Genomic DNA, 12,478 nt, shown 5'->3' with positions numbered 1-12,478 from the left:
TAAGCCCCTTACCGATCAGCCTTTAATCGCGCCGCTCGTAACTCCGGCGATAACCCGTTCGGAGAGGAACAGGTACAAAATAAACGTCGGCAAAAATACGATGACGACGCTTGCAAACATACCGCCCCAGTCTCCCGTGTAGCGCATCGACTGAATCATACTGTACAAACCGACGGCGACGGGACGTACGGCGGTTCTGTTTGCGAATATGAGCGACATAAAATATTCGTTCCATACGGTGATAAAATTAAAGATGCTCACCGTAACGATGCCCGGCTGGGCAAGCGGAAAGATGATGATCCAAAACGCCGCTATCGGATTGCAGCCGTCTATAGCCGCAGCCTCTTCGTACGAGGGGCTCAAATTTCTGAAAAAGGCGGAAAGATAAAACACACCGAACGGAATATTCATCGCCGTATACAAAAAAATGATAAGGATTCGGTTATTGGTCAAATGCAGCTGCGACACGAGCCCGAACAGCGGCATGATAACCATTATGAGCGGTATGCCGAGCCCCGTAGCGAACATATTCTGCAGCAGTGCGTTTCCTTTGAATTTAAAACGGGAAAGCACATAGGCTGCGGGTGCGGAAATGACGACGATCGCCGTACAGGATGCGAGCGTATACAAAAGCGAGTTCATAAAAAACACCGAAACCCTTTGCGTGCTCCACGCTTTTACGTAATTGTCGAAATGAAAACCGCTTACGAATTTGAACATGTGATCGGAGAAAATCTCCTGCGACGTCGAAAACGATGCAAAAACTACCCAGCTGATAAGGATAAACGTAAACAAAACCCAAAGCCCTACCAGCGTATACCCTGCAGCAACGGAATACCGTTTTCCGACATTCGATTTACCCGTATGCAATGTATTAACTTCGGACATCGTATCGCCTCCCCTTATACTTCCGTGTCGTCGTTTTTAACGATGCGGCTTGTCAACAAAAACACGACGATAACGATGAGCATCATGATAATGCCGATTGCGGCTCCCGCTCCCGTATCGCGTGCCGTATTCGCCGAAGATGAAGAGCCGAACACGAGTTCGTACATATAATTCATCGGAGCGACGGTATCGTTCGAAAGATTTACCGGACTGAACAGCTGTCCCCACACGAAAAAGCCGACGGTATACACCGTCCACATGACGAGGTTCGTGCGCGCGACTCCGCGCAAAAACGGAACGGTTATATGGAGAAAACGCTGCCAGCCGTTGCATCCGTCGAGCAGCGCCGCTTCGTAATAATCGCGCGGAATCTGCTCGATACCGCTCATAAAGATGAGCATGTGATAGCCGACCATACCGAAACAGTATGCGACGAGCATACTCCAAAACAAGTTTCCCGGTCCCGTCCACAATATCTTTTCCGCTCCATCCAAAATGCCGATTTTGTGCAGCACCGTGTACAGTAAACCGTAATCCGGATTGTAGATGTAATTGATCCACATCGTTCCCATCGCGACTGCGCTCACGACATTCGGAAGATATATGGCGCTTCTGAAAAACGATTTTGCGCGTATGCCGCTCGACAGGATAAAAGCGAAGAGCAAACTCATGAACATCGTACCGAGCCCGCCGATACACCAAATGCGCGCGATATTGTACATCGACTGCAAAAAAATAGGGGTCGAAAACAGCTTTTTATAATTACCGAAACCGAAAAATTTCCATGTTGAAACGGGATCGGAAATACTTTCGATACGGAAAAAACTCATGACGAAGGTTCTGATTGTCGGATATAAAAAGAAAAGCACATAGCATATAAGCGCCGGAGTTAAAAATACGGCGATCATCGTTTTATTTTTTTTGAGCATCGCAAATTATCCTGGCTAAAAAGACTTTGAGGCCGGCGTCGATTATCCCTTTCAGAATCGCCGACGCCTTCCCGCATGCTGGAAATATCCGATATTATTTTGTCATCGCATCCGCAAACGACTGCGCCGTATGCGTGCCGACGATGAGCTTTGCAAAATTTTCTTTTATCTTTGCGTTTACGTCGGAATTGTCTTCCATGCCGCACGCATACGGAAGCCGCTTCGTTGTCGAATCGACGATAAGTTTTGCATCGGCAAGCTGCATCGGCCACTCCGAATCGTTTGCGACGGGAATACCGATGCTTTCGGATGCAAGAGTTTCATCCCATTTGCCGGTCGTCATATAGACGATAAAGCGAAACGCTTCTTCGGCGTGCTTTGAATCTTTATTGATGCCGAAACTCTGCGAACCGAAGTGATTGGCTTCGATACCGTCGCCCGCTGACGCGATGGCCGGCCACGCAAATTCTCCCCAGTTCATATCGGGTGCATTCCCTTTGATTTCATTCGGAAGCCACGTTCCGTTGAGATACATCGCAGCCTTTCCCGTCGCAATATCTTCAACCTGTCCCGCAGGAAAAATATTCGATGCGGCTTTTGGGATAATATAGCCCTTTTTCGCCATGTTTTCCCAAATCTTTCCGAACTCAAGCACTTGCGGTCCGGTGAAATCGTTGTTTTTTACCATTGCAAGCGCGGCGTCTTTACCGACGAGGCGATCCATGCAGTAGCCGAACAGAGCTGCCATATATGCGTCGTCGACGGTGATACCGTATACTCCGATCGCTTTCAGCTTTGCGCACGCGTCGAGCATTTCATCCCATGTCGCGGGAGGAGAAGCGATGCCGGCCTTTGCAAAGAGGTCTTTGTTGTACATAGTGACAAAGGTCGAAGGCTGGTACGGAATATTTTTTACCGTTCCGTCGCCTAATTCACGAGCAACGGAAAGCAGCAGAGTATTTACGACGTCTTTGTACGCTTTACCGTCCGTCGTCGGATAGCTTTTATCGATAAACGAATCGAGCGGCAAAAGGTATTTTCCCCATGTCTTGGCGACCCGTTCGATATCCTCGTCGAAGATATCGATCGTTTCCCCTGCATCGAGCGCCGGCTGAAGCGTTTTCCTGATTTCTCTGCCGTTGAAATTGACTTCGATTTTGATACCCGTTTCTTTTTCGAATTCCCGAGCCGCTTCAGCAATGACTTTACCCTGCGGCTCCGCTTCGTTCCACATGCTCCAATATACAAGCTTTTCGTTTTTTTTGCCGCCGCAGCTTATAAAAAGCGCTGCGCACATAAAAACCGCACATACCGCTGTAACCGATTTTTTCATATATCCCCCTAGTTGAAAATGCTGAAAACCTCAAAATGCAGTATAACGGAAAATATAATTTTCGATAATACCGTAGTTGTAAAAGTGTATCATGTGAATTTTCGGTTGTATTTGCACAATACGGTGTAAAATTTGTTATTTTAGAAAAATCGATGTATAATCGAACTATGGATATCGACAACACTGCATACTATACGCCGTTTTATCCTCAAAAATTGATTTCCGTCGATGCGATCGTAACTGTCCATTATTTTGAATACCGAAATACGTTTTCATTTGCGGGAGAACGTCACGATTTTTGGGAACTCGTCTGCGTCGACAAAGGAGAAATCGAAATATACAACGGAAAAGCTTGGTCGCTTCTTCGCCGCGGACAGATCAAATTTCACAAGCCGAACGAATTCCACGCGCTGAAAGCGAACGGCATCGACTCCCCGAACGTCATCGTCATTTCGTTTATCTGCGCGTCTTGTGCGATCGATTTTTTTAGAGATAAAACGCTTTCGTATACGCAAAAGGAACAGTCGCTGCTCGCCGAAATCATCGCTCACGCGCGGAGCCTGTTCGCCACTCCGCTCGATGATCCCTATGTTCCGAAAATGGAAGCGCGGACTGCGGCTTTTCCGTGGGAAGCGCAGCTTATCGTAAGCAACCTCGAACTGCTTTTGCTGTCGCTCTATCGAACGCACATCGAACGGGAGCCTGCCAAACAGACGCACGTGAGCTCTTACGCGCGCTTATCGTACGAAGACGAAATCGTCAAAGCGACGCTCGATTATTTTATGAAAAATATGTTTCGGATGCTCCGTTCCGACGAAGTCTGCGATACCGTACACGTCAGCTACGATCTGCTCAAAAGCATTTTTTCCAAAAGGTTCGGCTGCGGCCCGATGAAATACTTTACGCGTATGCGCATCGATGAGATAAAGACGCTCATACGCAATTCGGTTATGAACGTTTCGGAACTCGCATCTCATTTCGGTTATTCGTCGATCCATTATTTTTCACGCCAGTTTAAAAATGAAACGGGCATGTCGCCGACGGAGTATGCGACATCGATTAAAGCGAAAACCGAAAAAGAATTCGGTTGAACGTACCGTTAGAAAATTCTTGACATATCGGAAATATGTGCTACTGTTAAATGCGGTATATATGTATGATATTAAGGAGGAAGAAGATGAAAAAGAATGCGGTTGTGCCGATTGCATTGGCGGCGTTGATACTGCTCGGTGCAAGCGGCGGCAAAAAGGACGGATCGGTAACGTATACCGAAACCGTGCACGGGTATAACGGCGATATGGTCGTCGAAGTCGATATTACGGGGAAAAAAACAATTGACGCGATCCGTATCGTTTCCGACCACGAATCGTCGCCCGTCAAAAAGCGTGCGTTTCCGATAATCATATCCCGTATCCTAAAAGCGCAAACGCCGCAGGTAGACAGCGTCAGCGCGGCGAGTTTCAGTTCGTATTCGATTAAATCGGCAGTCGCCGCTGCGCTGAAAAAAGCCGGCACCGATGTGGGCCCCGTCGCTTTTAAAAGCGGCGATACGGGAAAACGCAAAGACCTCCCGGCCGTGCATAAAAAAATACTCATCGTCGGATCCGGCCCCGCAGGCGAAGCTGCGGCGATTTCCGCTGTGGAAAGCGGCGTCGCAGCAAAGGATATTTTAATAATCGAAAAAGAGGGAATCACCGGCGGTAACGGCAAATTCGATATGGTGCTTTTTTATCATGCGGCGAGCCTTGCACAGAAAAAAATCGGGCGGGAAGACAGCGCTGCAAAGCTTCTCGAAACCCGCAAAAAGACGGCGTGGGATTCCGAAGCGCGACTCGCGGCCGAAACGAATATGACGGTGAAAATGGACGACTGGTACCGCAAGATGGGCATCGATTTGAATTACGTGTTTGAGTATCGCGACCACATGGCAGAATCGAATGCGTATGCGGGCGAAGAAATACTCGACGGTCTTGAAAAACGCATCGCCTCTCTCGGCATCGAAACGCGGACGGAGACGGCGGCATACGATTTTATTATGAAAGGAAATCGCCTTGCAGGCATGAAAGTAAAACATAAAAACGAATACTACGATATCACGGCCGATGCGGTTATCATCGCGACGGGCGGTTTTTGCCAAAATCCCGCATTGCTCGAAAAATATACTCCGGTGGGTACGGCAAAGCTTCGTTCATCCAATCAGATCGGCGCAACCGGCGATATGGTTCCGCTTTTTGAAAAACACGGTTTTCAGCTCGGTCACATGGATAAAACCGTTGTGTTCGGCTTTATGATCAGTCACGGTCGCGAACTTACCGGTGAGCGCGTTGCGCCGCAAAAATACGATTATATTTTGGTAAATAAAAACGGTGAGCGTTTTACAAACGAACTCGTTGCCTACGGTCTTGCGCGAGGACTGGATATTTTCAAACAAGAGGGTAAAAATTGCTGGATGATTTTCGATCAGGGGATGGTCGATTTTTCGTTCCGTATCGGCGATCATATTAAAAAAGGACTCGGCGTCAAAGCCGATACGATGGAAGCGCTGGCTGAAAAAATCGGCGTAAACAAAGGTAATTTTGTTAAAACGGTGAACGACTACAATAGAGCCGCCGCCGGCGAAATTGAAGACGCGCTGCGCAAAAAACAACCCTCGCGTCCGTTTAATGCTGCAGGTCCGTACTATGCGCTGAATATCAAATCCGCCATTCACATGACAAAGGGCGGCGTCGTGTGCAATGAAAACGCGCAGTGCCTCGATGCCGGCGGCGCGATTATTCCCGGTGCTTATGCTGCTGGCGAAGTCACCGATACGAGCGCAAATTTTTCCGCAGCCCTCATTTTCGGAAGAATCGCCGGAGCTCAGGCGGCAAAAGATATTTTGTAGGCGGCAGTCGTTTTACGCAAAAAGGGATTTGATTTCCTTTGCGTAGATCTTCGTGATCTTATAGCGCATCATTTCGCCTTTTGCATTGACTTCTTTTCCGGCTTCAAAGCTGTTCGGAAGCAGCGCAAAACGGTTGATGCGCTCGCAGGTGCGGAAGCCCGTCTTTTCGTTTACGCGGCGCTCGATCTCTTCGCGGAAAAACATCTGCACTTCGTTCGATTCAAGCAGGCTCTCCCACGAACTGTACATGACAAGAGAGGTGTTCGCCCACTCGGTGAGCACGTCTTTTGCCGGAACGATGAGGGCTGCGATATATTTTTTATCCTGCCCCACGATCATGACGCGTTCGATGTAGGGGCTGTTCAAAAGAGAGGCTTCGATAACCGCGGGTTCGATATTTTCTCCGCCGAGCAATACGATCGTATCCTTTGCGCGCCCCGTGATTTTGATTTCGTTGTCCTGCGTCATCATGCCGATGTCGCCCGTGTTGAGCCAGCCGTCTTTATCGATAACCTGAGCCGTCAAATCGGGACGCTCGTAGTAGCCTTTCATGATTTGGCGGCCTCTCGCTTCGACGATGCCTTTTTTGCCGGGCGGAAGCGCTTCGGTACCGAGCGAGCCGTCTTCGTTGAGCGAAACGACGCGCACTTCGGCCGCAGGGAATACGACGCCGACGCAGCCGGAGCGCGGCTTTAAAGGATTGCGCACCGAAAGGACGGGAGCCGCTTCGGTAATGCCGTAGCCTTCGAGCAGATTGAAACCGATCGCGTGATAGAACGAATCGATATCGCTTTGCAGCGCTCCTCCTCCGGAGATCGCCGCGACCATGTGACCGCCGAGCACTGCGCGGATCTTTTTAAAGACGACGACTTTGCAGATACCGTACCACGGGGCGAGCAGGATAAACGGAACGATGCCGTATAAAACGTCGAAGATGCGCGTGCCGTTTCTGTAGCGGCACACACGGCCCCTCACACGGTCGCTCGCCCACGAAAACGCTTTTCCGATTTTGATCGCAAGGTTGAACGAAAACTGCGTAACGCTGTTTTCTTTTTTCATCTGGCGGAAAATACCGTTTGCAAGCGATTCCCACAGGCGGGGGACACCGCACATCCACGTCGGATGAACTTTCGCCATATCGGAAAGCATGATAGCGGCCGACGGTTTCGAATACGCGATGCTGCTTTTGAGCGCGACGATAAAATATTGAAACGCGCGCTCGAAACTGTGCCATACGGGAAGCACCGACAGCCAGATATCTTCGTCTTTCGTCGTCGGAAGGGCGAGCTTTACCACTTCGCACTGCGCGATATAGTTGTCGTGCGTAAGCATAACGCCTTTGGGAGTTCCTGTCGTTCCCGACGTAAAGATGATCGTCGCCGTTTCGTCGGCGCCCGTTTTATCCATTTCAGCTTCAACCGCTTTTCGCTCTTTTTCGGAAGCGTGGCGTCCTTTGTCCTCAAGATCGATGTATTTCCAAATTTTGATTTCGCGCGCTTTCGCCTGTTTTTTTATCTCATCGTCCGTAGGCGAATCGATGAGGATAACCGTCTTCAGCGTCGGCACGTCAACTCCGCAGTCGAAGAGCTTTTGCAGCTGCTTTTGATTTTCAAAAATACAGATTTCGCATTTGATGAAATTCAATATGAAGGCCATTTCGGTTCCCGTCGAATCAAGTCCGCGGGGAATATCGGTTGCGCCGAGAGACAAAATCGCGTGATCGAGGATAAACCATTCGCGCCGGTTGTCGCACATGAGACCGACAAAGGCTCCGCGCGTTACGCCGATCTTTTGCAGCGCGCACGCCGTTTCGACGACGCGGTTGTAAACGCGCTTGTAGCTGTAGTGCTCGTATTCGCCGACTTCGTTTTTAACGATTTGCAACGTATAGTCGGGATAGGCTTCGGCACGGGAGCGAAGCAAAAGCGGTATATTATGCGGCAGCTTTTCCGCCGCATCTTTTTCAAAAAGTGATTTGATCTTTTCAATCGTTTTACTCGTGTTCATCGGGTTTACTCCGTAAAATAATCATCGCGCCGCAGCGGATATACCGTCCGCAAAATCGGCGTTCGTGCGGTTTTTTTATTCTGACAAAAACCGCTAATTATGTCAAGATAGAAATGAAAATTGTAAAAGATATATGCGATTTTCGTATATGAAAACGCAGTACGATTCGCGGACAATATGATGAAATGCGAGTCGCGGATAATGCGATAAATCGTCTGCGCTTTCCAGGCGATGCGATCGTCTGCGCTTTACATCTACGCCGTCAAAAGAGATCCTACGTCGAGATGGGTTTTATTTTGCACGATATCTTTCGAAACGACGAGCTTTTTTTGCTCGCGGTCTTTGATCGACGGGAGTTCGTACATGATATCCTGCAGCATTTTTTCGACGATGCTGCGAAGTCCGCGCGCGCCGGTTTTTTGGCGGACGGCTTCGTCGGCGATTTCCCCGATCGCTTCATCAGTAAATTCGAGTTTGACGTTGTCGAGGGCGAAAGATGCTTGAAACTGCTTTGTGATCGCGTTTTTCGGTTCGGTGAGGATGCGCACCAAATCGTCCCGCGTGAGCTCTTTGAGTGCGACGGTGATAGGCATCCGTCCGATCAGTTCGGGGATGATGCCGAATTTGACGAGGTCGTCGGGAGTGCAGCGGTTGAGCAGGTTCATGCGGTCTTCTTCGTTCATCATACCGACGTTGCTGCCGAAGCCCATTGCGCGCTCTGCAGTGCGCTGTTCGATGATCTTTTCAAGACCGACGAAAGCGCCGCCCAAGATAAAGAGGACGTTTGTCGTGTCGATATCGATCATCTCCTGATTCGGGTGCTTGCGTCCTCCCTGCGGCGGAACGCTCGCGTGCGTACCTTCGATGATTTTTAAAAGCGCCTGCTGTACGCCTTCGCCCGACACGTCGCGCGTGATCGACGTATTTTCGCTTTTGCGCGAAATTTTGTCGATTTCGTCGATAAAGATGATACCGCGCTCGGCGGCTTTGATGTTGCCGTTTGCGGCGTTTATCAATTTTAAAAGCACGTTTTCGACGTCTTCTCCGACATAACCCGCTTCGGTGAGTGTCGTCGCATCGGCGATGGCGAAGGGTACTTTGAGTTTTTGCGCGAGCGTTTTCGCAAGCAGCGTCTTTCCGCTTCCGGTCGGCCCCATGAGCAGTATGTTCGATTTTTCGATGAGCACGTCGTCGTCTTTGCGCATGCTTTTTGGAACCGACATGCGCTTATAGTGGTTGTAAACGGCGACGGAAAGCGTTTTTTTTGCTTCGTCCTGTCCGACGACATATTGATCGAGATATTCTTTGAATTCTTTCGGAGTAGGGACGTCGTTCATCGTAATCGGCGCGACTTCTCCTTCTTCCTGATCGAGCATGCTTTGGCAGACGGCGACGCACTGATTGCAGATGTGGATATTGCCTGAAGGCGCTCCTACGAGATGACGCGATGCGTCTGCGGGTTTGCCGCAAAACGAACAAAACTGCGCGTCGCTTCCGAATCGTTTCATTGCTTTTTTCTCCCCGGCATAACGTGATCGACGATGCCGTACGCAAGCGCGTCTTCGGCCGACATATAAAAATCGCGTTCCATATCGGAAGCAACCTGTTCGGGCGTTTTTTTCGTGTGATGCGCAAAATAATCGATCGTCAATTTTTTTAAACGCACGATTTCTTTTGCCTGAATCGAAATGTCGCTTTCCTGTCCCTGCACTCCGCCCCACGGCTGGTGGATCATAACGCGCGAAGAGGGAAGGGCGAACCTTTTTCCCGCAGTACCGCCTGCAAGGAGGATTGCGCCCATGCTTGCAGCCTGTCCCATGCAGATCGTCTGGATTTGGCACTTGACGTACTGCATCGTATCGTAGATCGCAAGACCTGAGGTAACCGATCCTCCGGGACTGTTTATGTATATGCTGATGTCTTTATCGGGATTTTCCGATTCGAGAAAGAGAATCTGCGCGACGACCAAGTCCGCCGTAACGTCGTTTATCTCCCCGTCGATAAAGATAATTCTGTCTTTGAGCAGCCGTGAAAAAATATCATAGGATCTCTCGACGTTTCCGCTCCGCTCGATGACGGAGGGGACGAGCGTGTTCATCCGTTCATTCATAGTCACATCCTGTATTACTACAATATACTAAAAAAACGAGGCGGCGTGGGTTCAGTTGCTTTCCCCTTTAAACAAATCGGCGAACGATATCGCATCTCCCTTTACCGTTTTCACCTCTTTATACAGTTCGTCGTAGAGTTTTTGCTCTTTTGTGTCGTCGATGAGGTATTCTTTTGCTTTTGCGTCTTCGTAGTGCTTTTTCACTTCGTCGACGCTTATGCCGCCCTTGTCGGCGATTTCTTTATAGCGCGCTTCGACATCTTCGGGCGTAACGGAAATATTGCGCGCGCGGATCAAATTGTCTACGATAATTCTGCTTTTAAGCATTTTTTCGCTTGCGGGCGCCCACTCTTTGAGTATATCGGCTTTCGTCTGTTTTGCCGACGAAAACATCTTTTCAAGCTGTTCCGGCGTCGTCTGAAACTGCTGCGCCATCGAATACCAGCGGTTTTCGAGTTCCGTGTCGAGCATGGAAGAAGGGATATCGAAGGGATTTTTTTCGACAAGCCGGGAAAGCAGTTCGTTGTTTTTAATTTCTCCGATACGCCGTTCCTTCGCGCTTTCCATATTTTTTATGATGGCTTTTTTTAAGTCGTCGAGCGTTTTGTATTTTTCGCTCACGTCCTGCGCAAGTTCGTCGTCGAGTGCGGGAAGGTTGCGTATTTTGATTGCGGTAACCGTTACGCCGATTTTTTTCGTCGTGCCCGCAAGCGTTTTGTCTTTGTCGTCTTTTGCGTAGGTTTTCGTAATCGTTTTCGTTTCGCCTTTTTTCATGCCGATGACGTCGTCGTCGATGCGGTACAACGTACCGTTCGATCCCGCCGTAAAGACGAAATCTTCGCGCTTTGTCCCTGCGATTTCGTTTCCGTTTTCGTCGAGTTCGGCATAATTGATCGTAACGATATTGTCCTTTTCGACTTTTTCGTCGTCTTTTTTGTCGATGACGACCGCATTGCGCTCCTGCACGGCTTTGAGCTCTTCATTGATCTCTTTGTCGCCGATTACGACCTGCGGCTCTTTTATCGTAATGCCCGAAAAGTTTTTGACGTCGACTTTGGGATACACGTCATAGGTGAGAGAAAAGCTTAAATCTTCGGCAGCGTCGAGTTCCGGCATTTTTTCCATGACGGGCTGAGCGTAGGGGAGCGGACGGTTTGCCTTTTCCGCATCGTCTTCAAAGATTTCGTTGAGCGCTTTGTCGATTATATCGCTTACCGTATCGGCTTTGATGCCCTCTCCGAATTTGCGTTCGAGAATATTCGCCGGCACGTGGCCTTTTCTGAAGCCAGGAATCTGCGCCTGCTTTAGATATTTGCCGAGCGTTTCCGCGTATGCGGCCGCGACGTCTTTTTGTGAAACGGTGACGGTGAGTTTTACCGCCGATTTTTCAAGGTCGGTGAATTCTTTTTTGAGTTCCACGCTTCGCTCCTTACCAGTAATCTCCGTACGAATAAAAAAAGCGATTCAGATTGCTCCGAATCGCTTTTACTTTTAAGCGGGAAACGGGAGTTGGACCCGCGACATCCACCTTGGCAAGGTGGCGCTCTACCACTGAGCTATTCCCGCAAATAATTCTTTGCGTTTTCCGGCGCTGTAAGCTTCGGTACTCGAGCGGGAAACGGGAGTTGGACCCGCGACATCCACCTTGGCAAGGTGGCGCTCTACCACTGAGCTATTCCCGCAAATCTGTATGTCGCAACACCTCAGGCATCGGAATTGCGAGAGAAGGGACTTGAACCCTTACGCCGTAAGGCACCGGAACCTAAATCCGGCGTGTCTGCCGTTTCACCACTCTCGCATAAAGAGTGCGTGCCTTCTCATCTCACACAAGGCTTGAGCCATGCCGGCTTCGAACCGACGACCCACAGATTAAGAGTCTGTTGCTCTACCAGCTGAGCTAATGGCCCGTACTCAATCCACGACAGTGGCTGAATGTTATAACTATAGCAAAAATAAAATAAAATGGCAAGTACGTTATGCGATTTTTTGCAGGCACTCGAATGCGACGGGAAGCGACGAAGACAGTGCAGGGTGGAAAAATTGCGTTTAGCGTGACTCGAACACGCAACCTACGGATTCGAAGTCCGTTGCTCTATCCAGTTGAGCTATAAACGCTTTCGGAAGGATTTCGAAGCCGCGAGCGTTCAGGCAATCGGCGGCGTCTTTTTTATTAATTTTTATAAAAGCGGGTGCCTGGTGGGGATTGAACCCACGACAACCAGATCCACAATCTGGCGCTCTACCACTGAACTACAGGCACCGTAGCGCATTTGCAATGCCCGAAAACTATAGCAAATTCGGAGACAGTACGTCAAGAGCGAGCAAAA

Annotated in this window: 9 protein-coding genes and 6 tRNA genes; 2 read left to right on the top strand and 13 right to left on the bottom strand. The window is 49.4% G+C overall.

Going from position 1 to position 12,478, the window contains the following annotated elements; all coding sequences use genetic code 11:
- Positions 1-15: 15 nt before the first annotated feature.
- From HMPREF0860_RS01175 to HMPREF0860_RS01165, 3 genes are all read right to left on the bottom strand, one after another.
- Positions 16-888, bottom strand: coding sequence for a carbohydrate ABC transporter permease (locus HMPREF0860_RS01175; protein ID WP_021331357.1), 873 nt, complete (start codon positions 886-888; stop codon positions 16-18).
- Positions 889-902: 14 nt separating this feature from the next.
- The gene (locus HMPREF0860_RS01170; protein ID WP_021331411.1) at positions 903-1,817 is read right to left on the bottom strand and encodes a carbohydrate ABC transporter permease; all 915 of its coding nucleotides are present in this window, start codon (positions 1,815-1,817) and stop codon (positions 903-905) included.
- 94 nt (positions 1,818-1,911) lie between these two features.
- Positions 1,912-3,150, bottom strand: coding sequence for an ABC transporter substrate-binding protein (locus tag HMPREF0860_RS01165; protein WP_021331404.1), 1,239 nt, complete (start codon positions 3,148-3,150; stop codon positions 1,912-1,914).
- A gap of 167 nt (positions 3,151-3,317) precedes the next feature.
- Between HMPREF0860_RS01165 and HMPREF0860_RS01160 the strand changes: the two genes are divergently transcribed.
- On the top strand, positions 3,318-4,241 hold the full coding sequence (locus HMPREF0860_RS01160; RefSeq protein ID WP_021331375.1) for an AraC family transcriptional regulator: 924 nt from the start codon (positions 3,318-3,320) through the stop codon (positions 4,239-4,241).
- Between the two features lie 86 nt (positions 4,242-4,327).
- Entirely contained in the window at positions 4,328-6,034 is a 1,707-nt protein-coding gene (locus HMPREF0860_RS01155) for an FAD-binding protein (protein WP_021331349.1), read from the top strand.
- A gap of 12 nt (positions 6,035-6,046) precedes the next feature.
- Here the strand turns inward: HMPREF0860_RS01155 and HMPREF0860_RS01150 are convergent, their stop codons facing one another.
- The 10 genes from HMPREF0860_RS01150 to HMPREF0860_RS01105 all read right to left on the bottom strand — a co-directional run bounded on the left by HMPREF0860_RS01150 (position 6,047) and on the right by HMPREF0860_RS01105 (position 12,411).
- A complete protein-coding gene (locus tag HMPREF0860_RS01150) occupies positions 6,047-8,041 on the bottom strand; it encodes an AMP-dependent synthetase/ligase (RefSeq protein WP_021331393.1) in 1,995 nt (664 codons plus the stop codon).
- A 254-nt stretch (positions 8,042-8,295) separates the two neighbouring features.
- A complete protein-coding gene (gene clpX, locus HMPREF0860_RS01145; RefSeq protein WP_021331373.1) occupies positions 8,296-9,549 on the bottom strand; it encodes an ATP-dependent Clp protease ATP-binding subunit ClpX in 1,254 nt (417 codons plus the stop codon).
- Positions 9,546-10,151, bottom strand: coding sequence for an ATP-dependent Clp protease proteolytic subunit (locus HMPREF0860_RS01140; protein WP_021331397.1), 606 nt, complete (start codon positions 10,149-10,151; stop codon positions 9,546-9,548). Before HMPREF0860_RS01140 ends, clpX begins: the two co-directional genes overlap by 4 nt.
- A 51-nt stretch (positions 10,152-10,202) precedes the next feature.
- Positions 10,203-11,570 (bottom strand): trigger factor, encoded by a 1,368-nt coding sequence (gene tig / locus HMPREF0860_RS01135; RefSeq protein WP_021331359.1) that lies wholly within the window; start codon positions 11,568-11,570, stop codon positions 10,203-10,205.
- A 75-nt stretch (positions 11,571-11,645) separates the two neighbouring features.
- Positions 11,646-11,717 (bottom strand) — tRNA-Gly (locus HMPREF0860_RS01130).
- 44 nt (positions 11,718-11,761) lie between these two features.
- Positions 11,762-11,833: transfer RNA gene (locus HMPREF0860_RS01125), tRNA-Gly, on the bottom strand.
- A 35-nt stretch (positions 11,834-11,868) separates the two neighbouring features.
- Positions 11,869-11,949, bottom strand: a tRNA-Leu gene (locus HMPREF0860_RS01120).
- Between the two features lie 36 nt (positions 11,950-11,985).
- A tRNA-Lys gene (locus HMPREF0860_RS01115) sits at positions 11,986-12,058 on the bottom strand.
- 134 nt (positions 12,059-12,192) lie between these two features.
- Positions 12,193-12,266 (bottom strand) — tRNA-Arg (locus tag HMPREF0860_RS01110).
- Between the two features lie 73 nt (positions 12,267-12,339).
- A tRNA-His gene (locus tag HMPREF0860_RS01105) sits at positions 12,340-12,411 on the bottom strand.
- Between the last annotated feature and the right edge of the window lie 67 nt (positions 12,412-12,478).

Source organism: Treponema socranskii subsp. socranskii VPI DR56BR1116 = ATCC 35536 (assembly GCF_000468115.1).
Lineage (GTDB): Bacteria > Spirochaetota > Spirochaetia > Treponematales > Treponemataceae > Treponema_D > Treponema_D socranskii.
The sequence above is the reverse complement of the archived record's forward strand: the minus strand, read 5'-3'. Positions and strand labels throughout refer to the sequence as shown.

Excerpts from the sequence above, each read along its gene's own strand:
- HMPREF0860_RS01175 (WP_021331357.1), bottom strand. The coding sequence starts at position 888 with ATGTCCGAAGTTAATACATTGCATACGGGTAAATCGAATGTCGGAAAA.
- HMPREF0860_RS01160 (WP_021331375.1), top strand. The coding sequence starts at position 3,318 with ATGGATATCGACAACACTGCATACTATACGCCGTTTTATCCTCAAAAA.
- HMPREF0860_RS01140 (WP_021331397.1), bottom strand. The coding sequence starts at position 10,151 with ATGAATGAACGGATGAACACGCTCGTCCCCTCCGTCATCGAGCGGAGC.
- HMPREF0860_RS01155 (WP_021331349.1), top strand. The coding sequence starts at position 4,328 with ATGAAAAAGAATGCGGTTGTGCCGATTGCATTGGCGGCGTTGATACTG.
- clpX (WP_021331373.1), bottom strand. The coding sequence starts at position 9,549 with ATGAAACGATTCGGAAGCGACGCGCAGTTTTGTTCGTTTTGCGGCAAA.
- HMPREF0860_RS01165 (WP_021331404.1), bottom strand. The coding sequence starts at position 3,150 with ATGAAAAAATCGGTTACAGCGGTATGTGCGGTTTTTATGTGCGCAGCG.
- HMPREF0860_RS01170 (WP_021331411.1), bottom strand. The coding sequence starts at position 1,817 with ATGCTCAAAAAAAATAAAACGATGATCGCCGTATTTTTAACTCCGGCG.
- HMPREF0860_RS01150 (WP_021331393.1), bottom strand. The coding sequence starts at position 8,041 with ATGAACACGAGTAAAACGATTGAAAAGATCAAATCACTTTTTGAAAAA.